This window comes from Kitasatospora sp. NPDC088160 (genome assembly GCF_044741445.1).
GTDB lineage: Bacteria > Actinomycetota > Actinomycetes > Streptomycetales > Streptomycetaceae > Kitasatospora.
The window spans coordinates 179,330-201,142 of the sequence record NZ_JBIUSS010000009.1 but is presented as its reverse complement, the minus strand read 5'-3'; the positions used below and the strand labels follow the sequence as shown (position 1 = coordinate 201,142).

Sequence of the window (21,813 nt, the reverse complement as noted above, 5' to 3'; positions counted from 1 at the left end):
ACATGTACGTGGCGTACCCCGGCGGGGGCCGCGGACGCCTACCCGGCGCGGTGGCGGTCGGCGGACGCCGCGCCGGAACGGCGGGCCCGCAGCAGTTCGACCGCCACCGGGACCACCGAGACCAGCACGATGCCGACCAGGATCGCCTCGATGTTCTCCCGGACGAACGGGATCCGGCCCAGGAAGTAGCCGAGCACGGTGACACCGGCGCCCCACAGCACGCCGCCGACGAGGTTGAAGACCACGAAGGTGCGGTAGTTCATCCTGCTCACCCCGGCGACGATCGGGGTGAAGGTGCGCACGATCGGCACGAAGCGGGCCAGCACGATCGCCTTGGGACCGTGCCGGTCGAAGAAGGCGGCGGCCTTCTCCACGTTCTCCTGCTTGAAGAGCCGGGAGTCGGCGCGGCGGAACAGGCTCGGCCCGACCTTGCGGCCGAACAGGTAGCCGACCTGGTCCCCCGCCACCGCGGCGGCCACGATCAGCGCGCAGACCAGCCAGAGCGGCTGGTGCAGGTAGGTGCCGCCGGCCACCAGCAGGCCGGTGGTGAACAGCAGCGAGTCCCCCGGCAGGAAGAAGCCGATCAGCAGGCCGGACTCGGCGAAGACGATGGCCAGGATGCCGATCAGACCGAAGGCGGAGATCAGGTTGGTCGGATCGAGCCAGGACGGGCCGAGGGCGAGGCTGGTCACGGGCGGACACTCCTGGGGGTCGAGTCTTGGCAATGAAATGGTAAAGCATTTACCAAGACTCGACAGATCCCGGGATGGTTCCCGGTCCGGGCACGCGCGCCCCGCCCCCGTGGCGCGCGTGCCCGGACCGGGCCGGGGCCGGACCAGACCGGGGCCGGCGGCCGGGGCCGGACCGGGTCAGAGGCCGTAGCGCTCGACGACCTCCTCGTGCCGGGCGGCGTCCGCGCCCGCCGCCTTGGCCAGGTCGAGCCAGGCGAGCGGGTGCGCCCAGTCCCCGGTGAGCCGGTGCAGCAGCGCGTCGGCCTCGGCGGCGGAGGCCGTCGGCGGCACCCCGAGGGCGGCGTACACGCCGGGCAGCGTGCCGTCCTCGTCGGCCGGGTCGGTGATGCGGTACTGCTCCCCGCTGTACGCCCAGACCGCGTAGCCGGCCTGCTGGAGGCTCTCGCGCAGCGCCGCCCACGGCTCGTCGCCGGGCCAGCCGCCGTCGATCCAGTACGTGGTGTACCCCGCCGGGTCGAGCAGGGTGAGCAGCTCGAACACCGGGCGCCAGCCGCGCCGCTCCTCCTCGGGGGCGTCCTCGGCCGGCGGCGGCTCCAGCAGCGCCGGGGCGAAGACCACCACGTCGCCGTGGTTGAGCGTCAGGTCTTCGCCGAGCACCGGCAGGATCCGGGCGGTGGCCGGACCGGTGCGGACGGCGGGCAGGTCGGCGGTGGCGCCGTTGGTGCGGGTGGCCCGGACGGTGACCAGCTGCCACTCCTCGTCCACCGGCCCCTCGGGCTCGTCGAACTCGATGCCGAGCAGCGCGCCGGCGGAACGGACCGCGGCCCAGTCCCGGTTGGCGGTGGCCGCCGTGATCAGGTGCCAGAGGTCGGACTCCTGGACGGTGCGGTGGCGCTCCTCCTCCGGGGCGGCCTCGGCGGGCAGCGCGTGCTCCAGGAGCTCCTGGTACAGCCGCTGCGCGGTGGCGTGGTCGCCCAGCTCGGTGGCGGCGCCGGCGGCCAGCCGGCGGGTGTTGATCCGGCCGGCGTCCAGGGCCAGGATCGCCTCGCACTGCTCCAGCACCTCGGCCCAGCGGCCCTCGGCGGCGGCCCAGCGGGCGCGTATCCAGTGCCCGTCCTCCGGGCTGTCGTCGGCCAGCCGGTCGGCGAGGCGGCGGACGCCCTCGCCGTCCCCCGCGTCGATCAGGGCGGAGCCGAGCATGCCGATCAGCACCTCGTCGGTCGGGGCGGTGTCGAGCCAGTGCCAGAGCAGGTCGCCGGCGGCCCGGGCGTGGCCGAGGCCGCCGAGCACCGCGGCCAGGTTGACGGCCAGTTCGGTGGCACCGGCCGGCTCGCCCCGGTACTGGTCCAGGGCGACGGAGAGCAGGTCGGCGCCGGTCTCGTAGGGCACACCGACCTCGGCCAGGTGCGCCGCCAGCTCGCCGGGCGGGACGGGCAGCTCGGGCTCCGGCAGCGCCTCGGCGGCCGCCCGCAGCGCGGCGACCTCCGCGGCCACGCCGTCGGTGCGGCGCAGCTGGGCGAGCTTGCGCTCCCCGGTCGCGGCGAGGGTCAGCGCCACCGTCCGGGCGCCGCGGGCGAGGGCGAGCCGACCCGCCGCCAGCAGCAGGTCCACGCACGGGCGGTGCGAGCCGGTGCCGTCCAGGTAGCCGACCCAGCCGGCCACGGCGGCGCCCAGCTCGGCGTCGTTCTCCCAGGCGCCGGCCGCGACCAGCAGCTCGACCGTGTGCGTCCAGCCGTCCCGCAGGTCGGCGTGGCGCTCGGCGGCCTCCCGGTCGGGCAGCAGCGCCAGCGCCTCCTCCGTCCGACCGAGCGAGGCCAGCGCGCGGGCCCGCAGCAGGCCGCCCCAGAGCCGGTCGCTCTCGTCGATCTCGTGGCCGCGGGAGCGCTCGGCCTGCTCGGCGGTGTCGAGCAGCGCGAGCACCTCCTGGTGCCGGCCGAGCCGGTGCAGGGTGCCGGCCCGGGCGTGGTGGAAGTGCAGCGAGAGCCGCTCGCCGGCCGCCTGGATCCGGGTGGCGGCGGTGTCCAGGTGGGCGAGCGCCTCGGTGTGGCGGCCGTCGTCCTCCAGCGCGTCGGAGTACTCGCGGGAGAGGCAGTCGAAGCAGGCGCGGCCGGGCTCGATCCGCTCCAGCGTCTCGCCGAGCACCGCCAGCCGCTCCGGCACGTAGCCGGGGCCGTCGACCCGGGCGTGGCAGATCGCGAAGTCCTGCACCACGCAGACGGACTGCGGGCAGCCCGCCGTCTCCTCGCGGTGGGCGAACTCCAGCAGGTCGACCGCCTCGGGCAGGGCCTGCTCGCCCTGGTGGCGCTTGTTCAGCAGGTTCTGCATCCGCCAGTGCCGCAGGTAGACCTCGACCCAGGGCAGGCCGAGCGCCCGGGAGGCGGCCAGCGCCTCCGGGTAGACGGCGTCCACCTGGTCGTTGCGGCCCTCGTTGGCGTGGCCGGGCAGCTCGTAGATGGCGTCGGCCAGCCGCCGGTGGCCGGCCTCGGCCAGCTGGCGGTGGGCGTCGTGGACCCAGGCCCAGATGTCGGTACTCATGTGGTGTCCCCCTGCGTGGTGCTGATGTGATGTCTACCGCGGACCACTGACAATCCGTCCGTCACGCCTCGTCCGGGAGGGCGCCGAGGGTGTCCGGGACGCCCGGCAGGCCGGCCGGGACGGCGGCGGTCAGTGCCGAGACCGCGGTGCCGACGCCGGACAGCGCGGCGGTGAGGTCGCCTCCGGACGAGCCGGCCGGGCCCGCCGAGGCGGCTGCCATGATCACCTTGAGCGAGCGGAGCAGCCCCGCCGCCGTGGCGCTGCCGGTGTGCCCGGCGCGGTAGGCGGCGAGCAGGTCCAGCACGGCCGGGCAGGACAGGTTGAGGTAGAGGCGGGCCCTGACCTCGCCGTCGGTGCGGGCGGTGAACGCCCGGGCCAGCCGCAGCGCCGCGGACGGGATCCGGGCGTCGGCCTGGTCGTCCTCGATCCGGGCCTTCAGCTCGGCCTCGCGGTCCGGCACCAGGACCAGCGGCAGGCCGGGCGGGTCGAACCGGGCAGGGACGAGCTGCTCGCCCTCGTCCGCGAGGGCGCCGGCCAGCCAGGCCGCCTCGCCGGCCGGCAGCGGGCGCTCCGGGTCGCGGAACAGCTCGCGGTCGCCGTGCTCGCTGCCCAGCTCGACCAGGCGGCAGCCGCGCAGCTGGGCGTAGCGGCGCAGGAAGGGCAGGACGGCGTAGCGGTCGCCGCGGGCGATCGGCACCCGCATCGCCCGGTACAGCATCTCCTCGAAGCCGCCGCCGCTGCCGAGCGCGACGTGCACCGCGCCCCCGCCCGCGGCCCGCAGCGCGCCGGCGGTGAGGTCGCCCTGGGAGGTGGGGACGGGGACGTCGTCGGCGAGCAGGGTGAACAGCCGCTCGTCGCAGAGCGCGGCGCCGAGCAGGTCCTGGCCGTGCCGGGTGAGGATGCGGCGCCAGGCGGCGGGCCGCAGCCGGGCGGTCTCGTACAGGCCGTCGACGATGGCGTCGGTGAGGGCGCGCTGGAGTGCGCGGTAGTGGTCGTCGCGCTGGAGGTCCTCGCGGCTGGCGGTGGGGGTGAGCCGGCTGGACTCGACCACGCCGCCGATGAACCCGGCCCAGCTGGGCAGCAGGTCGCGGGCGTCCTCGGCGAGCAGCATGCCGCGCAGGTAGACGGCGAGGTCGCGGTTGTCGCTGCTGCCGTAAGTGCCGCCGTCCTGGACCCAGAGCAGGCCGATCGCGTCGGTGCCGCCCGCGGCCCCTCCCCCGGTGCCGCCCTCGGCCGGGTGGACGGGGAAGGCGGTGAGCGGCTCGAAGCGGCGGCCGAAGGCGGTGGCGAAGCGCATCCGGGCGGCGTGCTGGTCACCCGGCACGCTGTGGCGCCAGGGCACCTCGACGTTGTTGACGGGCTGCTCGTCGTCGCCGACGTGGACCGGGATCGGCAGCAGCACGCAGTACCGGCCGAGCACGTCGCGCAGCGCGTCCTCGTCGGCGAGGTGGGCGTGTTCGGCCTTGAGGGTCAGCTCGACGACCGTGCCGGGGCGGGGCCGGGCGGGCACCGGGTCGACCTGGTACTGCTCGCCGCCCCGGCTGCGGTAGCGGTGGCCGAGGTGCGGTTCGCGGTGCGAGGTGGTGGTGACGGCGACCTCGTCGGCCACCGAGAAGGCGGAGAGGAAGCCGAGGCCGAAGGCGCCGATCAGCTCCTGGTTGCCGGTGAGGTCGCGCAGCATCCGGGTGTAGCCGGTGCCGACGGTGGCGAGGTAGGCATGGATCTCCGGCTCGGTGAGGCCGGCGCCGGTGTCCTCGATGGAGACGGTCCGCCGGGCGGCGTCGCCGCGCACCCGGATCAGCGGGCGGTGGTCGCCGTCCGGGTCCTCCAGGAGTCGGCGGGTGTGCGAGTCGTGGGCGTTCTGGACGAGTTCGCGCAGAGCGACCAGCGGGGTGGAGTAGAGGTGGGTGGCGAGGACGTTCACCAGTCCGCCGAGATCGACCTCGGTCGTACGCAGATCCTCGGCGGGGGCGGGCTCGGGCGGGGCACCTTCAGACATGGGTCCCCAGTGTGCCAGTGCGACTATCCGGCCACCATTTCTTTCTCCCTGAGAAAACTCGGTCAACTCCGCGTTGACAGCTCAGGGTTGTCCGGCCTTGCCGCCTTGCACGTCAACTTCCATCTCCACCAGCAGTTTTGAGGAGTGGAGATGCCGCCGTCGCAACCGTCGGGCTATCTCCGGATACGGCGTCACCATGACACCATCGGGGGAATTGCCACCTGTTTGGTGGAGTTCGTCCACGCTGCTGGTGAATGCTGAACGTGCGACGTCAGGCAACGGCGCCACGGAGCGGCCACTCCGGATCGCGCCACATTTCGCACCCCCAGCTCAGGGAGACCACCGTGTCCCGTATCCGCGCAGCCGCCGCCACCGCCCTCGGGGCGTTCCTCCTCGTCGGCTTCGGCGCCGCCAGCGCCCACGCCGACAACGGCGCCGGTGCCATCGACCACTCCAACAGCAGCGTCGTGAGCAACACCGGCTCCGCCAACGTCATCGGCAACGTCCACGGCAACGTGGTCGTCACCCAGCAGACGGCCACCGGCTCGGGCGCGAGCAACCAGAACAACGGCCTCGCCGCGACCGGCAACGGCGGCAACATCGGCGCTCTGCAGGGCAACGGCAACCTCGACGCCCGGGCCTTCTTCCCGGGCGCCGTCGGCTAGGTCCTGTCCGGCCCCGGGCGCAGCCACACCCTCCGGGCCGGGTGCCCGCCCCGTCAACGCGGGGCGGGCACCCGGCCGCCGTCCGTTCCGGGCAGTCCGAGGACGGCCCGGCCGAGGTGCAGCAGGCAGTTCCCGAGGTCCGGGCGGGCGCTGTGCGGGCGGTTCCGCACCCCGTCGTTGACCAGCGCGAACAGGGCGTGGACCCGGATCCGGGCCTCGACCGCGTCGTACTCGGGCCGGACCCGCCGCAGCAGGCCGACCCAGGTGCGCAGGAAGTCGCGCCGGAAGTCCACCGCGACCCGGCGGTCCGGCGGGGCCAGCCGCTCCGTCTCGCTGAGCATCGCGCCCAGGTAGTCGCCGTTGCGCAGCGCGAAGCCGACGTACGCACCCAGGCCGGCCGCCAGCGCCGCCTCCGGCCCGGCGGCGGCGGCGAACGCGCCGTCCACCTCCTGCCAGAGCCGTTCGCGGCTGCGCACCAGCGAGGCGGCGAGCAACTGGGCCTTGCTGTCGAAGTGCCGGTAGACACTGGGGCCGGAGATGCCGACGGCGGCGCCGAGTTGGTCGGTGCTGACGTTGTCGAAGCCGCGCTGGTGGAAGAGCCGGACGGCCGCCGCGAGCAGCTCCTCGCGGCGCGCCTGCGGCCTGGGCTCCGGCGACCCCGGGGCGACGGGATCGGCGGCGGGGACGGGAGCGGGGGCGACAGCGGGACCTGGGTGGACAGCGGGATCCGGGTGGACAGCGGGACCTGGGTGGGCGGCGGGATCCGGGTGGGCGGCGGCGCCGCCCGGGGAGGCCGCGAGGACGGCGGCGACAAGTTCGCGCAACACCGCCTCGGCGCGGCGCGGCTGCGGCGCGGCCGACTGGTAGGAGAGCCCGGTGCAGGCCGAGAGCGCCGACCAGCAGAGCAACTCGGCGTCCGGCAGCGGAAGTTCCGGCCGTCCGGCGCGCAGCACGGCGGTCATCAGCGCGACGTCGGCGCGCAGTTCGCGGCGCAGCGCCGCCCGCCGGGCCGGCGGCAGCAGCCTGGCGTCACGCTGCACCAGGGTGCCGAGCGGGCGGTGTCCGACCGCGACGGCGGCCAGCGCGGCGCCGAGGTCGCCGGCGGTGCGGGCCCCGCGCAGCCCGCAGGCCAGCGCGTCCAGCCCCAGCCGGACGGCGCGGTCGAGCAGTTCGGGCTTGCCTCGGAAGTGCCGGTAGAGGGCGGGCGCGGTGATGCCGACCCCGGCGGCGACCTCGGTCATGGAGACCTGGTGGTAGCCGCTGCGGTGGAACCGGTCGGCCGCCACGGCGAGGATCTGGGCGCGCCGCCCGGGAGGTCGTCGGACCACCATGGCGAGCCCCCCTCCCGCGCTCCGGACTGCCGCCCGAAGGCTAGCAAGGATTCACTTGAGGGCGCCGACCGCCGGTGGCCACCAGCCTTTTCCGGTGCCGTCGACCCTGGACAGCCGAAGCTACCCGGGATTAACTTGTGAGGCCATCACCTGGCACGTTCAGCCCCCGCCGGCGCCCGCAGCCGGTCACCACCGAAGGGAGCGCCGCCGTGCGCCGCACCGTGTTCAACGAGGACCACGAGGCCTTCCGGGAGACCATCCGGGACTTCATCGCCAACGAGGTCGTCCCGGTCTACGAGAGCTGGGAGGCCGACGGCCACCCGCCGCGCGACTTCTACCGGCAGCTCGGCGCGCTCGGCGTCTACGGCATCGAGGTGCCGGAGGAGTACGGCGGCGCGGGCGAGAGCGGCTTCAAGTACCAGACGGTGATCACCGAGGAGACCGCCCGGGCGGGCGTGAGCTTCGGCTCCTCGGGCGTGCACACCGCGCTGGTCCTGCCCTACCTGCTGGAGTACGCCACCGAGGAGCAGAAGCGGCGCTGGCTGCCCGGCTTCGTCTCCGGCGACATCATGACCGCCATCGCGATGACCGAGCCGGGCGCCGGCTCCGACCTCGCGGGCATCGCCACCACCGCGAAGCTCTCCGAGGACGGCACCCACTACGTCCTGAACGGCGCCAAGACCTTCATCACCGGCGGCGTGCTGGCCGACCTCGTCCTGGTGGTCTGCCGCACCGCCCCGTACGACCCGGACAACCGCCGGGCCGGCCTGTCCATCCTCTGCGTGGACACCACCTCCCCCGGCTACACGGTCGGCCGCAAGCTGCAGAAGATCGGCCTGCGCACCTCGGACACCGCCGAACTGGCCTTCAGCGACGTCAGGGTGCCGGTGGAGAACCTGCTCGGCGAGGAGGGCCGGGCCTTCTCCTACCTGACCCACAACCTGGTGCAGGAGCGGCTGGCCATCGCCGTCAGCGCGTACGCGTCGGCGGCCGCGGCGGTGCGGTTCACGCTCCAGTACGTCAAGGACCGCAAGGTGTTCGGCAAAGCGGTGGCCGAGTTCCAGAACACCAAGTTCACCCTGGCCGACTGCGAGGCCCAGGTGGTGGCGCAGCAGTCGATGGTGGACCGCGCGCTGGAGCTGTACCAGCAGGGGGAGCTGACCGTCGCCGACGCGGCCGCCGCGAAGCTGTTCTGCACCGAGTCGGCCTCCACCGTCATCGACAAGTGCCTTCAGCTGCACGGCGGTTACGGCTACATCCTGGAGTACCCGATCGCCCGGCTCTACACCGACAACCGGGTGTTCCGGATCTACGGCGGCACCAGCGAGGTCATGCGCAGCATCATCGCCAAGTCCCTCGGCCTCTAGGCGGGTCCACAGCCGCGGCGGGCCGCACCCCCATGGCGGCCCGCCGCACCCGGACGGGCGCGGGTGCGGCTCAGGTCGACGGGTGCGCTCAGTTGGGCGAACCGTGCTCCGCGCGCCAGGCCTCCCAGCCCGCGCTGGACGCCACCTTCGCCTCGCGCAGCGCCCGCTGGGCGAACGCGGCCGGCGCGGTCTCCAGGCTGCGCACCCAGCTGCGGCCGGCCGTGGCCAGCGCCGCGCACACCATCGCCGCCCCGGCCACGCCGAGCACGGCGCCGATACCGGTGAGCAGCGCGCCGCCGGCCAGCAGCGAGCGGTTGACCTGGAACCCACCGGAGACTGTCTCGTTGATCGCCATGCCTCCACGATGCGGGCACTCGCCGGGGGCTGCACGTCGAACGGCTCCGGGTGCGCGAGCCGAGCGCGTCCGCGAACCTGGGCACACGGCGCCGGTCCGGGCGCCCGGGGTCGGCCCGGCACGCCGGGTCAGGAGGACGCGCGATGCCCGATCTCGAACAGCTCGCCGTGGAGCACGCCGCCCGGGCGGCCGAGAGCCCGCACGGGCGCAGCGCCCACCTGGTGCTCCACGACGGCGTCCTGCGGCAGACCGTGATCGCGCTGACCGCGGGCACCTCGCTGGACGAGCACACCCCGCCGACCGCCGGCAGCGTCCAGGTGCTGCGCGGCCGGGTCTCGCTGACCATCGCCGGCCGGCACCAGGAGCTGCCGGTCGGACGCCTGGAGCCGGTGCCCCAGGAACGGCACGGGCTGCTGGCCCACGTCGACTCGGTGGTGCTGCTGACGGTGGTCACCGCCTAGCGGGGCGGCGCGGGCGGCAGCGGTCAGCGAGCGGTAGCGGGCGACGGGCGACGGCCGGCCGCCGTCAGCGGGCGGTGGCGGGCGGTGACGGCACCGCGGGGCCGAACACGCTTCCGCTGACCAGCCGCAGCCCGCGCAGGAAGTCCCGCCCGTTCGGCGCCAGTTCGGGGGCGGCCAGCCACTGGGCGGCGTACCCGGCCAGCAGGGTCTGGTAGAAGGAGCCGCGGACGACCTCCTCCTCGGTGTCCGGCACTTCGGGCAGCCCCTGGAACAGCGCGGCGAGACCGAGCCGGCCCTCCTTCTGCGCCTCCGCGAAGGCGTGCGCCAGCTCGGGCGCGTGCGCGGCCTGGGCGAGCGCCTCGAACTGGGCCGCCCAGAGCCCGCGGTGCTCGGTGAAGACGGTCCTGAGGCCGTCCCAGACCGCGGCGAAGCGCTCCTCCGGGTCGCCGGACACCCGGTTGGCGGCGTCCACCACCGCGCCCAGGGCCGCCCCCATCTCCCCGATCGCCTCGATCATCGCCGCGTTGAGCAGCGCGTCCTTCGAACCGAAGTGGTAGCCGATCGCGGCCAGGCTGACGCCCGAGGCGGTCGCGACGTCACGGGCGGTGGTGCGCCCGTACCCCTTCTCGTACAGGCAGCGCTTGGCGCCGGCCATCAGGTCTTCGCGGTTTCCCATGCCCCGAATCCTACGGAAGGGCTGCACAGATGTCTTGCACGAATGTCTCGCACTGACGTCTCGCACGAGCGATTTACACATACGTACTAGACAGGCGTCTGACACGTCCGTACCGTCTTCCCCATGACCGCAACCACCGGCCGCGCAGGCCGTCGCGAATGGATCGGCCTGGCCGTCCTCCTGCTCCCGACCCTCGTCCTCGCCATGGACATGGGCGTGCTCTTCTTCGCCGTCCCCTTCATCTCCACCACGCTGGCGCCCAGCGGCACCCAGCAGCTGTGGATCATGGACGTGTACTCGTTCCTGCTCGCCGGGCTGCTCATCACCATGGGCTCGCTGGGCGACCGGATCGGCCGCCGCCGGCTGCTGATGATCGGCGCCGCCGGCTTCATCGGCGCCTCGCTGCTGGCCGCCCGGGCCGACACCGCCGGCCAGCTGATCGCCGCCCGCGCCCTGCTCGGCGTCGCCGGGGCCACCGTGATGCCCTCGACGCTCGCGCTGGTCCGCAACATGTTCCACGACCCCAAGCAGCGGCAGATCGCCCTCGGCGCCTGGGGCGGCGTCCTCACCGCCGGCGCCACCCTCGGCCCGGTCGCCGGCGGCCTGCTGCTCGACCACTTCTGGTGGGGCTCCGCGTTCCTGCTCGCCGTCCCGGTGATGGCCCTGGTGCTGCTCACCGCGCCCGTCCTGCTCCCCGAGTACCGCTCCACCGCCCGCACCGGCCGCTTCGACCTGCCCGGCGCCGCGCTCTCGATGGCCACGATCCTGCCGCTGGTCTACGGCGTCAAGACCCTCGCCGTGGACGGCTGGAGCCCGCTGCCCGCCCTCGCCGTCCCGGCCGGCCTGCTGCTGGCCGCCGCGTTCGTATGGCGCCAGCGCACCGCCGCCGACCCGCTGATCGACCTCGGCCTGTTCCGGATCCGCACCTTCAGCGGCGCGATCAGCGTCAACACCATCGCGATGTTCGCGATGATGGGCTTCTCCCTCTTCACCTCGCAGTACCTGCAACTGGTCAAGGGCATGAGCCCGCTCACCGCCTCGCTCTGGTCGCTGGTGCCCAGCGTCGGCGTCGGCGCGGCCGTCGGCACCAGCTCCGCGCTGGCCGGCAAGGTCCGCCCGGCGGCCCTGATGGGCGGCGGGTTCCTGGTCGGAGCGGCGGGCTTCGCGCTGATGACCCAGGTCGGCGCGCACTCCCCGCTGGCGCTCATCCTCGTCGCGGCGGGCGTCCTCGCCGCCGGCACCGTCGGCACCATGACCATGACCGCCGAAATGGTCGTCTCCGCCGCCCCCGCCGAGCAGGCCGGCGCCGCCTCCGCCACCTCCGAGACCGCCGTCGAACTCGGCAGTTCGCTCGGCATCGCCCTGCTCGGCGCGGCCGGCGCCGCCGTCTACCGCCACCAGCTGGACGGCGCCCTCCCCACGGGCGTCGACGGCGAGGCCGCCCGGGCCGCCCAGGACACCCTCGGCGGCGCGGTCACCGTCGCCGGCCACCTGCCCGGCCGGATCGGCACGGACCTGTTGGAGACCGCCCGGGCCGCCTTCACCGACGGCCTGCACGTCGCCGCGGTGGTCGGCCTGGTCTTCGCCCTCGGCACCGCCCTGCTGGCCTACCGCCTGATGCGCCACCTCCCCGCCGCCGCCCCGGCCCCCGAGGCCGTCACCGCCTGACCCACCCGGCCCGATCCACGCGAGTCATCGAGAGCCCCCGCCCCCTCGGACGGGGGCTCTCCGCCGTTCCCACCGGCCCCTACCGGTGCCGGTAGACCTCACGACGGTTGCCGACCGCCATGACCCAGACGATCAGCACCCCGCCCTCGACGGTGTACAGCACCCGGTGAGCACGGAGCAGCCCCTCAGGCTCGGCCGTGGTGATCGCGGAGCAGGGCGGCCATCCCCTCCAGCGAGACGGAGCCTTCGAGGCCCTCGGCCTCGGCCTCGGCCGCGAGGCGGTTCAGCCACTCGTCCTCGGCCTGGTCGGCGACTTCCCGCAGGCGCCAGCACTCGGCGATGTCGATCACCACCGCCTCCTGCCGGCCGCGCCTCGTGATGATCGTCGGAGTTCCGTCACGTCGTGCCCGGTCGATCACGTCCGCGAGGTGGCCCCGGACCGCGGCCATCGACTCGATCACTGGCTCGCCCATGGCGTCAAGGTAGCGGTTGTACGTCCATCGGCGTGCCAGGGTCGGCGGCACGGCCGCAGATCGCAGGCGGCAACGAACGGGCCTCGTCAACGGGCGGGCCGGACGGTCCACCTGGGGGTGGAGGCCGGGGCGTCCACCCCCGGGGGCGTGCGTCGGCGGTCCCCGGGGAGGACCGTGAAGGGGTACTTGGCCCGCATCTCCTATCCGCCGGGAGCCGCCGCATGTCCCTGACGACCCTGCTCTCCCTCCTCGGCATGCTCTGCTGGGTCGGCTACGAGCTGATGCTGCGCCGCCGCGAGGACTCCGCCGCCGGCACCTGGCGCGCGGACGGCCGCGACCGCGGCTCGACCCGGCTGCTGCTCGCCTGCTACGCCGCCGCGGTGCTGGTCGTGGTGCTGTTCGGCCGCGCCGGGATCGGCGAACTGCCGCCCTGGGCCCGCTGGTTCGGGATCGCGCTGATCGCCGCCGGGCTGGCCCTGCGGGCCTGGGGCATGCGCACCCTGGGCCGCTACTACACCCGCACCCTGCGCACCGTGGACACCCAGCGCGTCGTCCGCAGCGGCCCGTACCGGCAGATCCGCCACCCCGGCTACGCCGGCAGTCTGCTGGTCTGGACGGGCTACGCGCTCGGCCTGGGCAGCTGGCCGGCGGCCCTGCTGGTGCCGGCGCTGCTGCTCGGCGCGTACGGCTGGCGGATCACCGCCGAGGAGCGGCTGCTGCTGGCCGCCTTCGGGCCGGAGTACGCGGAATACCGGCGGACGTCGAAGCGGCTCGTGCCCTTCGTGTACTGAGCCGCCGCCGATCGGGCGGTTGCCGGCTGCGGACCCCGGCGACGGAACCGAAGGGGCTGGAGGGGTCGGAGAGGCAGGTGCTGCGCGGTGCGGTGCCGTGCGGGCTGGTCACGGGTGCGCGAGCCGGACCGGGCCGGCTCCGGCCGCCGCCGCGGGCGCTCGCGTTCCGCTCGAACGGCACCTGCTTTTTGGCCAGCGTTTCCCGGCCGGTGTATCCGTTCGCCGTCGTCGCCAGGCATACTGGCCAGCACGGGCGCTCGCCCACCCTTGACTCTAGACAAGAAGGGACCGGTGGCCAGGGATGCTGCGGAACGGTCTTGAGCCCTGGCACCTCCTGGTGGTGCTGGCGATCGTCATCCTGCTGTTCGGGTCGAAGAAGCTGCCGGAGATGGCCCGCGGCCTCGGCAAGTCGATGCGCATCCTGAAGGCGGAGACGAAGGCGCTGCGCGAGGACGAAGCCCCGGCGGACGCCGCGCAGAGCGCCGGCACCGCGCAGAGCACCGCCGCCCCGCAGAGCACCGCCGCCCCGCAGCCGGCCGCCACGACCCCGCCGGCCGTCACGCCGACCAACGTGACCAAGGCCACCGAGACGAAGCGGCCCGAGACGGCCGTCTGAGTCCCGCTCTCCTCCGGAAGCCCCCGGTACCGTCCGATGACGGTGCCGGGGGCTTCTGCTGCATCCGGGCTGCTCACGGCCCTCCCGGCTGGCCGTCCGATCTGATCCGTTATCTCCTGGTATGCACCCAACGGAGGAACGGAGTCGCGGCATGCCCACCGACGAGCCGGGCGACGAGCCGCCCGCCGGAACACCCGCCGGACCGCCAGGCGGACCCCCCGCCGGACCCCCGGGTGAACCGCCCGCCGGGTCGCCCGACGAGCTGGCCGACCTGCGGGCCCGCCTGAGCGCCGCCGAGGCCCACCAGGCGCAGCTCACCCGGCAGTTGGCGACCCGCCCGGACCGCCACCGGGTGCGCTCCCTCGTCGCCGTCCTGCTGATCCTGCTGGCCTGCGTGCTGACCCCGCTGAGCGCCGTCGCGGTGTGGACGAGGTCGGAGATCGGCGACACCGACCGGTACGTCGCGACCATGGCGCCGCTGGCCCGGGACCCGGCCGTCAGGGCGGCCGTCACCAACCGGGTCACCGACGAGGTCGTGGCGCGGATCCCGGTCGACTCGCTGCTCGACAACATCGCCCCCGACGACCGGCCCAAGCTCGGCGCGCTGCTGAACGGCATCGGCCAGGCCCTCACCGACGGGCTCACCGGCTTCGTCCGCGACCAGGTCCAGCGGGTGGTGGACAGCGACGCCTTCGCCACCCTCTGGACGGACGTCAACCGGCAGGCGCACACCGCGATCGACCGGATGCTGACCGGGCAGGGCGGCGGCGCCGTCGAGGTCAGGAACGACACCGTGGTGCTCGACCTCGCCCCGGTGATCGCCCGGGTGAAGACCGCGCTGGTCGACAACGGGCTCGCGCCGGCCGCGAGGATCCCGGAGATCCACACCTCGTTCACGCTGGTGCAGTCCGACGCCATCCCCAAGGTCCGCACCGGCCTGCGGCTGTTGGACCTGGCCGGCTTCTGGATGCCGGTGCTCACGCTGGTCTGCGCGGTCGGCGGGGTGCTGCTCGCGGTCCGGCGGCGCCGGGCGGCGGTCACGGCGGCGCTGGGGATGGCCGCCGGGGCGCTGCTGCTGGGCATCGGGCTGAGCGTGTTCCGAGCCGTCTACCTGGACGGGCTCCCCGCCGGGGTGGACCAGGCGGCCGCCCAGGCGGTGTACGACGCGCTGGTGCGCTACCTGCGCTCCGCCGTCCGGGTGGTGATCGCGCTCGGCCTGGTCGTCGCGCTCGGCGCCTGGATCAGCGGCGGCGGTCGCTGGGCCCGCACCGCGCGCAGCGGCTGGCACGCCGGGCTCGGCGCGGCCCGGAGCACCGCCGAACGGGCCGGGCTGCGGCTCGGGCCGGTCGGGCGGTTCGTCCACCGCTGGAAGGCCTGGCTGGGCTGGGCGGCGGTCGCGGGCGCGGCGCTGGCGTTCGTGCTGTGGAGCTATCCGACGGTGCTGGTGACGCTCTGCCTGGCACTCGCGCTGGTCGCCGTCCTGGCCCTGCTGGAGCTGCTGGACGAACCCGGCCGACCGGACGGAGGAACCCCGGCCTCCGCCTGAGGGGCGGTCAGCGGGGGCCGGTGCTACGGCCGGTGGAACGGCGGCGGACGGTCCGGCCCGAACGGCCCAGCCCGGGACGCGGCCGGCCCGGCGCGGCCGCAGGCTGGACGCGATGTCCGGAAGCCAGCCACCACCACCGCAGGGCCGGGTCGACCCGCGGTCCGCGCTCTGGCTGCTGAGCGCCTGCACCGCGCTGATCCTCGCGTACTGGGCCCTCCCCCTGCGCCTGCTCGGCTACCAGCACCCCGTCCTCAGCTGGCTCGTGTTCGCCGCCGCGCTGGTCGGCCTGAGCGGCCTGCTGCTGGCGAAGACCACCGCCGTGCTGCGGGGCGACGCGAAGCGCCCGGTGGTCTGGCTGTCGTTCCTGATCTTCCTCGCGATGACCATCTTCTCCGCGACCTACTACGTCATGGCCGCCCGTCCGGGCGATTTCGAGGGGCTGGTCACCCGGCTCGACGCCCTGTACTTCACCGTCGTCACCCTGGCCACCGTCGGCTACGGCGACATCACCCCGACCGGTCAGGCCCCTCGCCTCGTGGTGATCCTGCAGATCGGGTACACGTTCGTCTTCCTCGCCACGGCGGCGGGGACGCTGTCGCGGGCGATCCGGGCGAACGTCGAGACCCGTAGCCACCGCAAGCCGTGACGTTGTCCACAGGCTGTGGACGGCCACGCCCGATCGGTCAGGATTCGAGAAGCACGCCCGAGCGGCCACACCTAGCATCGGCGCCATGGACATCACCATTCACACCAGCGTCCTCCCGCACGACGACCCGGACGCGTCCCTGGTCTTCTACCGCGACGTCCTCGGCTTCGAGGTCCGCGGCGACGTCGGGCAGGGCAAGATGCGCTGGATCACCGTCGGCCCCGCCGACCGGCCCGACACCTCCATCCTCCTGGCGCCGCCGGCCGTCGACCCCGGGGTCACCGAGGACGAGCGCCGCACCATCGCCGAGATGATGGCCAAGGGCACCTACGGCTGGATCCTGCTGGCCACCCGGGACCTCGACGGCACCTTCCGGGCGGTGCAGGCCGGCGGCGCCGAGGTCGTCCAGGAGCCGACCGAGCAGCCGTACGGCATGCGCGACTGCGCCTTCCGCGACCCCGCCGGCAACCTGATCCGCATCCAGGAGCTGCGCTGAGCCGACCGGCCGAGCGCCGACCGTGCGGGCGGCGCGGTCCCTGACGGCCGCCACGGCTGCCACGGCCGCGACGGCCGCGACGGCCGGAGTCGGGCCCGGTGAGAGGAGTCCTCCCGTGTGTCACCCCTCGTGGGCCAGCGCCCGCGCGGCGGCGCAGCGCCTGAAAGACCTCGCGCGGCTGCGCCGCGTCCGGGACCGGATCGACCGCGAGTACGCGCGGCCACTGGACGTCCTGGCGCTCGCGCGCGACGCCGGCCTGGCGGCCGGGCAGCTCAGCCGCGAGTTCCGGCTGGCCTACGGCGACTCGCCGTACGGCTACCTGACGGCGCGCCGTGTCGAGCGCGCGGCCGCGTTCCTGCGCTGCGGCGGCCTCGGCGTCACCGCGGTCCGCCGCGCGGTCGGCTGCACCTCGCCGGACGCCTTCCGCACCCGCTTCACCGAACTGGTCGGCATGCCGCCCGACGACTACCGGCGCCGCGCGCGACGGGCCGCCGGACCGGTCAGAATTCGAGAAGCCCCGGCCGCCGGGCCGCACCTAGCGTGGAGGACATGACTTCCATCGACTCCCTCATCCTCGACGTGGCCGACCCCACGGCCGCCCGCAGCTTCTACACCACCGCCTTCGGCCTGGACACGCAGCTGCGCCTGCGGGCCTCGCAGGAACCGACCACCGGCTTCCGCGGGTTCACGCTGTCGCTCACGGTGTCCCGGCCCGCCACCGTCAACGGCTTCGTCGACACCGCCCTCGACGCCGGCGCCACCGCCCTCAAACCCGCCGCGAAGTCGCTCTGGGGCTACGGCGGCGTCGTCCAGGCCCCGGACGGGACGATCTGGAAGATCGCGACCTCCGCGAAGAAGGACACCGGCCCGGCCACCCGGCAGATCGACCAGCTCGTGCTCCTGCTGGGAGTCGCGGACGTCTCCGCGAGCAAGCGGTTCTACGTCGACCGCGGCCTCACCGTGGCGAAGAGCTTCGGGCCGGTGTACGTCGAGTTCGCCACCGGGTCGAGCCCGGTCAAGCTCGCGCTGTACAAGCGCCGGGCCCTCGCCAAGGACGCCGGCGTCTCCCCCGACGGCAGCGGATCGCACCGGCTCGTGATCGGCGGCACCGCCGGAACCTTCACCGACCCGGACGGGTTCGCCTGGGCGGCCGAGCGGCCCGCGGCCGCGCGCTGAACCGCCGCGCCACCGTCGGACCGGACCTGAGGCCCCGCGGTCACCAGTCCTGGTTGTCGGCGGCCGTGGCGTGCAGGGTGATCAGCAGGGCGCCGAGGCGGGCGTTCCAGTTGGCGTTGGTGGGGCCGTCGATGGCGTGCTTCTTGGCCAGGTCGCGGATCACCTTCTGGGCGTCCTTGAGCTCCTGGGCCGCGTCGTCCGGATTGCCCTCGTTGAGGCGGGCGGAGGCGTCGTCGAGGATGCGCAGCAGCTCCGCCTGGCGGTCGTGCTCCTTGCCCGCGACCTGGGTCTGGACGACGGCCTGGCGGAAGGCGTTGAGCTGGAGGGCCGGCCCCTGGTTGCGGGGGACGGCCGGGTTGGGGGCCGTGGGGAGGCCGGCCGGGGTGGTGGGGGCCGTGGTGGTGGGCGTCGGGGTCGCCGCGGGGGTGGACGCGCGGGCCTGGGTGCTGGGCGCGGCAGCCGGGGTGCTGGGGGCGGTGGCCGCCGGCGGCTTGGTGGGAGCGGGGGCGGCGGCGTTGCCGGCGGGCTCGTCCAGGGCGGCGACGGCCAGGGCGGTGACGCCGGCGAGTGCGGCCACGCCCAGTGCGCCGAGGACGAGGGGCCTGCCGCGGCGGCGGCTGCGGCCGGCGGGCGCGGGCGGGCCCTGCCGGACGGGCGCCATCAGCGAAGTGGCCGGCGGGGCCTGCGGGACGGGTGCCATCAGCGAGGTGGCGGCCGGGGCCTGCGGCGGGAGCAGGGTGGTGTGCTGCTGGTTGGGGTTCACCGGCCTTACGGGCGGCAGCAGTTGGGTGGCGGCGGCGGTGGCGAGGAGTTCCGCCGTCGGGTCGCCGACCGCCAACCCGGGGATGGTGGAGAGGAGTTCGGCCCGCGCCGCGACGGCGTCCGCCGGCCGGTCGGCGGGGTTCTTGGCGAGCAGGCGCAGCACGGCCGCGTCCAGCGCGGGCGGCAGGCCGGGGCGGCGGTAGGACGGCGGCAGGGGCTGCTCGCTGACGTGCTTGAAGGCGATCGCCACCGGGGTCTCGGCGGTGAACGGGGTCTCGCCGGTGAGCATTTCGGTGAGCACGCAACCGACCGCGTAGAGGTCGGTGCGGCCGTCCAGGGGCGAGGCGGTGGCCTGCTCGGGCGACAGGTAGGCGGCCGTACCGAGCACGCTCGCCGTCTGGGTCAGGTTGCTGGACGAACCGGCCCGGGCGATGCCGAAGTCGACGACCTTCACCCCGCCGTCGTCGGTGATCATGATGTTTCCGGGCTTGATGTCCCGGTGGACCAGCCCGGCCGCGTGCGCGACGGCCAGCGCCTCGCAGACCGCCGCCGCGATGCCGACGGCGCGTTCCACCGGCAGGCCCGGCTGCTGCACCAGCACGGCGGCGAGCGAACGGCCGTGGACGAGCTCCATGACGATGAACGGCGTGCCCTGGTCGACGCCCGAGTCGAAGACCATGACGATCCTCGGGTGCACCAGCATGGCCGCGTGCTGCGCCTCGCGGCTGAACCGCTCGGCGAAGCGGGGGTCGTCGGCGAGTCCCCCGTTGAGGACCTTGACGGCCACCTGGCGGCCCAGCACGTGGTCCAGCCCGCGCCAGACGGTGGCCATGCCGCCGACGCCGAGTATCTCGACGAGTTCGTAACGCCCGTTCAGCGCCCGTCCGATCACCTGGAACTCCCCTCACGTGCCGTGCCCGGTGTTCCGGGCCGCCTCGTGCACCTGTGCACGATAGCCGCACCGCCGGACCGCACCGCCTGGGGCGGGGAGGCGGTCGGGGGACCGGGCAGCGGTCCCCCGGCCGCCGGCGCGGGGGTGCGACCCGCCCTGACTGCGGGAGGGCGGGCCGCACGTTCCAGGCCGACCGGGCCGACGGCGCGTCCGGGGTGGGCGCCTGCCGGGCCGGCCGGGGCCGGGCGGCCGGACGGCACGGGGAGCCGACCGGCCACCCGGGGTCTTCGGGTGGTACTGACGAGCGGTCCTGCGGGTGGTGCGGTCCTGCGGGTGGTGCGGTCCTGCGGGTGGTGCGGTCCTGCCGGTGGTGCGGTCCTGCGGGTACTGCGGGTGGTGCGGTCCGGGTGGGCGGCGAGCCCGGGGGGAGTCGCTCGCCGCCCACCCGGAGTTCCTGGGTTACCTCCGGCCCGACTGGCTGTCGTCGGAACGGTCGGTCCTGCTCGGACGGACGTCGGGCAGGGACGGCGCGGCCGGCGGCGCCGGGACGGTCACGCCGGACCGGCCGGGCCTGGCCCCGTTGCCGCCGTTGCCCTTGTCCTGGCCCTTGTCCTGGCCCTTGTCCTGGCCCTTGTCCTGGCCGTTGCCCTTGCCCTTGTCCTTGTTCTTGTCCTGGCCGTTGCCCCGGCCGTCCTCGGTGTTCCCCTTGCCCGCGCCCGCACCGGAGCCGGGGGTGGTCCGGCCGGGGTCGTGGGGCTTCGCGGCGGCACCCGGATGGTCGTCGTCCTCGTCGCCGAGCACCTCCGCGCAGTAGTCCGCCACCTTCTCCGCCCCGCCGGCCGCCGTGACCAGCGGGCCGAACCGCGGCTCGGTGGCCGGTGAGCGCTCGCCCCGGCCCGACCAGTCGGCGAAGCCGTGGCAGAGGGCGACCAGTCCGGGCGCGAGCGGCCGGGCGCCGTGCCCCTCGACGTCGCCGTCGCCGTCGGTATCGGCGGAGGGGGTGCCGGGCTTCGGGGCGGTGGACGGTCCGACCAACTGCGGACCGCCCGAGGCGGAGCCGCCGCCGGACGGGCGGACGGACGGGGTGCCGGGCGCGGCACTGTCGGGCGAGGTGGCGGACGAACCGGCCGACGCATCGGCGGACGCGGTGCCGGGCGCACTGCCGGAGGGCCCGCCCGCGGCGGCGAGCGCGTGCTCGGGCGCGCCGGACCCGCCGCCCAGCGGGGACGGCAGGTTGCCGGTGCCGGCGGCGACCGCGACCCCGCACAGCGCGGTGGCGCCGAGCACGGCGGCAGTGGCCTTCGTGCTGAAGGCCCTGGCCAACGTGGCGGTTGCCATCGATCGTCTCCGGACGGGTGTGGTCACTACGAGGTCGGACGTGAGACGCGCCTCCCGGAACGCGGTCAGGGCGGCCTGCTCCCCGGCCAGTTCGTCGGCCGTCGCCGGGGCGGCGGCCGCGGCGAGGATCCGGGCGAGCGGCCCGGGACCGCCGTCCGGTCCGGTGAGCGAGGCGTCCTGCCCGGCCAGCGGGCCGCCCACGGCACCGCCGAGCAGATGCTCGGCAGCGTCACGGTCGATCCGACGGGATCGGTTGGTGCTCATCTCATGTCCTTCAGCGTCGCGGCCCGGCGTTCTGTCACACCTTGCGGAGAACTTTTTCCCGCAGGCTTTCCCGCAGGTTTCCCCGTGGGCTTCCCGGCCGCCTTCCCCGCGGTTTCTTCGACGGGTTCCTCGACGGGTTCCTCGGTACGGCGCCGGCCGGTCCGGCCGGGCCGCCGCACCGCCGGTTCGGCCTCGCGCGCGGCGGGGATCCCGACCCCGGCCGCGAAGGACTGCTCCAGCAGCGTGGCCAGTTTCCGCAGCCCCCGGTGGGCGGCCATCCGGACGCTGCCGGCCCGCTTGCCGAGCACCCGGGCGGCGCTCTCGGCGTCCAGTTCCATGACCACCCGCAGCAGGACGGCCTCGGCCTGGTCGCGCGGCAGCCGGGAGATCAGCGCCAGCGCGTCGGCGGTGCCGACGGTGGCCAGCGCGGCGCCCGCGGTGTCGTCCCCGGCGGCCAGCCCGGCCAGGTACTCGAAGGGCAGGTCGGCGACCGGGCGGCGGCGCCGGGCGCGCAGGTGGTCGAGCGCGCGGTGGCGCGCGACGGTGGCGGCCCAGCCGCGGAAGCCGTCCCCGTCACCGGAGAAGCCGCCCAGGTCGCGGGCGATCTGAAGCCAGGTCTCGGAGGCGATGTCCTCGGCGTCCTGGGCGTCCTCGGGGCGACCGCCGACCAGGACCCGCAGGTAGCGCAGCAGGCCCGGCTGGACGGTCCGGAACAGCAACCGGAACGCCTCCTCGTCCCCGACCTGGGCGGCCCGGACGGCCTCGGTCAGATCGGCGGGAGAGGGGGCCCGGCCCGCTGGCGGGCCGGCGGAAGGGACTGGTCCGGACCGGCCGACGGGGCTGCCGGTGCCCGCTCCGGGGCGCTCTGCACTCTGCACCCGCCACATCATGGGCCATCCGGGCGAACGCGACCCCGCGAGCCGGGAGAAGTCGCAGGTCGGAGCGGCTGTCACGGCCCGCACCATGACAGCTGTCACGCGGATCCCGCAACGGACGGCACTGCTCTGACGGAGGGTCGGACGGAAACACTGGAGGCACGACGCGGGCAGCGGCCCGCGGCCACC

Annotated in this window: 21 protein-coding genes; 11 read left to right on the top strand and 10 right to left on the bottom strand. The window is 74.8% G+C overall.

Features of this window, described 5'->3' with window-relative positions; translation table 11 throughout:
- Positions 1–38: 38 nt before the first annotated feature.
- From ACIOGZ_RS16065 to ACIOGZ_RS16055, 3 genes are all read right to left on the bottom strand, one after another.
- Complete coding sequence (locus ACIOGZ_RS16065) at positions 39–692, bottom strand: VTT domain-containing protein (RefSeq protein WP_363617692.1); 654 nt, start codon at positions 690–692, stop codon at positions 39–41.
- Between the two features lie 177 nt (positions 693–869).
- A complete protein-coding gene (locus ACIOGZ_RS16060; RefSeq protein ID WP_400986223.1) occupies positions 870–3,227 on the bottom strand; it encodes a hypothetical protein in 2,358 nt (785 codons plus the stop codon).
- Between the two features lie 61 nt (positions 3,228–3,288).
- The gene (locus ACIOGZ_RS16055) at positions 3,289–5,226 is read right to left on the bottom strand and encodes an ATP-binding protein (protein ID WP_363631810.1); all 1,938 of its coding nucleotides are present in this window, start codon (positions 5,224–5,226) and stop codon (positions 3,289–3,291) included.
- Positions 5,227–5,570: 344 nt separating this feature from the next.
- Here ACIOGZ_RS16055 and ACIOGZ_RS16050 point away from each other — a divergent pair, with 344 nt between their 5' ends.
- Complete coding sequence (locus ACIOGZ_RS16050; protein WP_363582406.1) at positions 5,571–5,891, top strand: hypothetical protein; 321 nt, start codon at positions 5,571–5,573, stop codon at positions 5,889–5,891.
- Between the two features lie 53 nt (positions 5,892–5,944).
- Here ACIOGZ_RS16050 and ACIOGZ_RS16045 read toward each other — a convergent pair whose 3' ends face one another.
- On the bottom strand, positions 5,945–7,222 hold the full coding sequence (locus ACIOGZ_RS16045) for a TetR family transcriptional regulator (protein WP_400809922.1): 1,278 nt from the start codon (positions 7,220–7,222) through the stop codon (positions 5,945–5,947).
- Between the two features lie 209 nt (positions 7,223–7,431).
- Between ACIOGZ_RS16045 and ACIOGZ_RS16040 the strand changes: the two genes are divergently transcribed.
- Positions 7,432–8,589, top strand: coding sequence for an acyl-CoA dehydrogenase family protein (locus tag ACIOGZ_RS16040; RefSeq protein WP_363582410.1), 1,158 nt, complete (start codon positions 7,432–7,434; stop codon positions 8,587–8,589).
- Between the two features lie 88 nt (positions 8,590–8,677).
- On the opposite strand, the gene ACIOGZ_RS16035 is transcribed toward ACIOGZ_RS16040, so the two are convergent.
- On the bottom strand, positions 8,678–8,944 hold the full coding sequence (locus ACIOGZ_RS16035) for a hypothetical protein (protein WP_063348761.1): 267 nt from the start codon (positions 8,942–8,944) through the stop codon (positions 8,678–8,680).
- 143 nt (positions 8,945–9,087) lie between these two features.
- On the opposite strand from ACIOGZ_RS16035, the gene ACIOGZ_RS16030 reads away from it, so the two are divergent.
- Positions 9,088–9,405, top strand: a complete 318-nt coding sequence (locus ACIOGZ_RS16030; protein ID WP_363582412.1) for a cupin — start codon at positions 9,088–9,090, stop codon at positions 9,403–9,405.
- 64 nt (positions 9,406–9,469) lie between these two features.
- Here the strand turns inward: ACIOGZ_RS16030 and ACIOGZ_RS16025 are convergent, their stop codons facing one another.
- Positions 9,470–10,081, bottom strand: a complete 612-nt coding sequence (locus ACIOGZ_RS16025; protein ID WP_363582414.1) for a TetR/AcrR family transcriptional regulator — start codon at positions 10,079–10,081, stop codon at positions 9,470–9,472.
- 123 nt (positions 10,082–10,204) lie between these two features.
- Here ACIOGZ_RS16025 and ACIOGZ_RS16020 point away from each other — a divergent pair, with 123 nt between their 5' ends.
- A complete protein-coding gene (locus ACIOGZ_RS16020; protein ID WP_400986221.1) occupies positions 10,205–11,749 on the top strand; it encodes an MFS transporter in 1,545 nt (514 codons plus the stop codon).
- A 185-nt stretch (positions 11,750–11,934) separates the two neighbouring features.
- On the opposite strand, the gene ACIOGZ_RS16015 is transcribed toward ACIOGZ_RS16020, so the two are convergent.
- Positions 11,935–12,222 (bottom strand): type II toxin-antitoxin system prevent-host-death family antitoxin, encoded by a 288-nt coding sequence (locus ACIOGZ_RS16015; RefSeq protein ID WP_363632801.1) that lies wholly within the window; start codon positions 12,220–12,222, stop codon positions 11,935–11,937.
- A 221-nt stretch (positions 12,223–12,443) separates the two neighbouring features.
- On the opposite strand from ACIOGZ_RS16015, the gene ACIOGZ_RS16010 reads away from it, so the two are divergent.
- The 7 genes from ACIOGZ_RS16010 (at position 12,444) to ACIOGZ_RS15980 (ending at position 17,493) form a co-directional block, all read left to right on the top strand.
- Positions 12,444–13,013 carry a methyltransferase family protein gene (locus ACIOGZ_RS16010; RefSeq protein WP_400986220.1) on the top strand — a complete coding sequence of 190 codons (570 nt, stop codon included), beginning with the start codon at positions 12,444–12,446 and terminating at the stop codon, positions 13,011–13,013.
- Between the two features lie 301 nt (positions 13,014–13,314).
- Positions 13,315–13,629, top strand: a complete 315-nt coding sequence (tatA, locus tag ACIOGZ_RS16005) for a Sec-independent protein translocase subunit TatA (protein WP_363632805.1) — start codon at positions 13,315–13,317, stop codon at positions 13,627–13,629.
- Between the two features lie 151 nt (positions 13,630–13,780).
- Positions 13,781–15,175: a hypothetical protein gene (locus tag ACIOGZ_RS16000; RefSeq protein WP_400986218.1), complete on the top strand. Its 1,395-nt coding sequence runs from the start codon at positions 13,781–13,783 to the stop codon at positions 15,173–15,175.
- A gap of 112 nt (positions 15,176–15,287) precedes the next feature.
- Positions 15,288–15,821, top strand: a complete 534-nt coding sequence (locus ACIOGZ_RS15995; protein WP_363582424.1) for a potassium channel family protein — start codon at positions 15,288–15,290, stop codon at positions 15,819–15,821.
- A gap of 85 nt (positions 15,822–15,906) precedes the next feature.
- Positions 15,907–16,317, top strand: coding sequence for a VOC family protein (locus ACIOGZ_RS15990; RefSeq protein WP_363582426.1), 411 nt, complete (start codon positions 15,907–15,909; stop codon positions 16,315–16,317).
- Positions 16,318–16,432: 115 nt separating this feature from the next.
- On the top strand, positions 16,433–16,870 hold the full coding sequence (locus ACIOGZ_RS15985) for an AraC family transcriptional regulator (RefSeq protein ID WP_363582428.1): 438 nt from the start codon (positions 16,433–16,435) through the stop codon (positions 16,868–16,870).
- Positions 16,867–17,493, top strand: a complete 627-nt coding sequence (locus ACIOGZ_RS15980) for a glyoxalase (protein ID WP_400986216.1) — start codon at positions 16,867–16,869, stop codon at positions 17,491–17,493. The genes ACIOGZ_RS15985 and ACIOGZ_RS15980 overlap by 4 nt, the downstream gene beginning before the upstream one ends.
- Before the next feature lie 40 nt (positions 17,494–17,533).
- Here the strand turns inward: ACIOGZ_RS15980 and ACIOGZ_RS15975 are convergent, their stop codons facing one another.
- The 3 genes from ACIOGZ_RS15975 to ACIOGZ_RS15965 form a co-directional block, all read right to left on the bottom strand.
- Positions 17,534–19,147: a protein kinase gene (locus ACIOGZ_RS15975; RefSeq protein ID WP_400986215.1), complete on the bottom strand. Its 1,614-nt coding sequence runs from the start codon at positions 19,145–19,147 to the stop codon at positions 17,534–17,536.
- Positions 19,148–19,606: 459 nt separating this feature from the next.
- Complete coding sequence (locus ACIOGZ_RS15970; protein ID WP_400986213.1) at positions 19,607–20,749, bottom strand: hypothetical protein; 1,143 nt, start codon at positions 20,747–20,749, stop codon at positions 19,607–19,609.
- The gene (locus ACIOGZ_RS15965) at positions 20,746–21,627 is read right to left on the bottom strand and encodes an RNA polymerase sigma factor (protein WP_400809914.1); all 882 of its coding nucleotides are present in this window, start codon (positions 21,625–21,627) and stop codon (positions 20,746–20,748) included. Before ACIOGZ_RS15965 ends, ACIOGZ_RS15970 begins: the two co-directional genes overlap by 4 nt.
- Between the last annotated feature and the right edge of the window lie 186 nt (positions 21,628–21,813).

Excerpts from the sequence above, each read along its gene's own strand:
- ACIOGZ_RS16060 (WP_400986223.1), bottom strand. The coding sequence starts at position 3,227 with ATGAGTACCGACATCTGGGCCTGGGTCCACGACGCCCACCGCCAGCTG.
- ACIOGZ_RS16055 (WP_363631810.1), bottom strand. The coding sequence starts at position 5,226 with ATGTCTGAAGGTGCCCCGCCCGAGCCCGCCCCCGCCGAGGATCTGCGT.
- ACIOGZ_RS16045 (WP_400809922.1), bottom strand. The coding sequence starts at position 7,222 with ATGGTGGTCCGACGACCTCCCGGGCGGCGCGCCCAGATCCTCGCCGTG.
- ACIOGZ_RS16035 (WP_063348761.1), bottom strand. The coding sequence starts at position 8,944 with ATGGCGATCAACGAGACAGTCTCCGGTGGGTTCCAGGTCAACCGCTCG.
- ACIOGZ_RS16030 (WP_363582412.1), top strand. The coding sequence starts at position 9,088 with ATGCCCGATCTCGAACAGCTCGCCGTGGAGCACGCCGCCCGGGCGGCC.
- ACIOGZ_RS16025 (WP_363582414.1), bottom strand. The coding sequence starts at position 10,081 with ATGGGAAACCGCGAAGACCTGATGGCCGGCGCCAAGCGCTGCCTGTAC.
- ACIOGZ_RS16020 (WP_400986221.1), top strand. The coding sequence starts at position 10,205 with ATGACCGCAACCACCGGCCGCGCAGGCCGTCGCGAATGGATCGGCCTG.
- ACIOGZ_RS16015 (WP_363632801.1), bottom strand. The coding sequence starts at position 12,222 with ATGGGCGAGCCAGTGATCGAGTCGATGGCCGCGGTCCGGGGCCACCTC.
- ACIOGZ_RS16010 (WP_400986220.1), top strand. The coding sequence starts at position 12,444 with ATGTCCCTGACGACCCTGCTCTCCCTCCTCGGCATGCTCTGCTGGGTC.
- tatA (WP_363632805.1), top strand. The coding sequence starts at position 13,315 with ATGCTGCGGAACGGTCTTGAGCCCTGGCACCTCCTGGTGGTGCTGGCG.
- ACIOGZ_RS16000 (WP_400986218.1), top strand. The coding sequence starts at position 13,781 with ATGCCCACCGACGAGCCGGGCGACGAGCCGCCCGCCGGAACACCCGCC.
- ACIOGZ_RS15995 (WP_363582424.1), top strand. The coding sequence starts at position 15,288 with ATGTCCGGAAGCCAGCCACCACCACCGCAGGGCCGGGTCGACCCGCGG.
- ACIOGZ_RS15990 (WP_363582426.1), top strand. The coding sequence starts at position 15,907 with ATGGACATCACCATTCACACCAGCGTCCTCCCGCACGACGACCCGGAC.
- ACIOGZ_RS15980 (WP_400986216.1), top strand. The coding sequence starts at position 16,867 with ATGACTTCCATCGACTCCCTCATCCTCGACGTGGCCGACCCCACGGCC.
- ACIOGZ_RS15970 (WP_400986213.1), bottom strand. The coding sequence starts at position 20,749 with ATGAGCACCAACCGATCCCGTCGGATCGACCGTGACGCTGCCGAGCAT.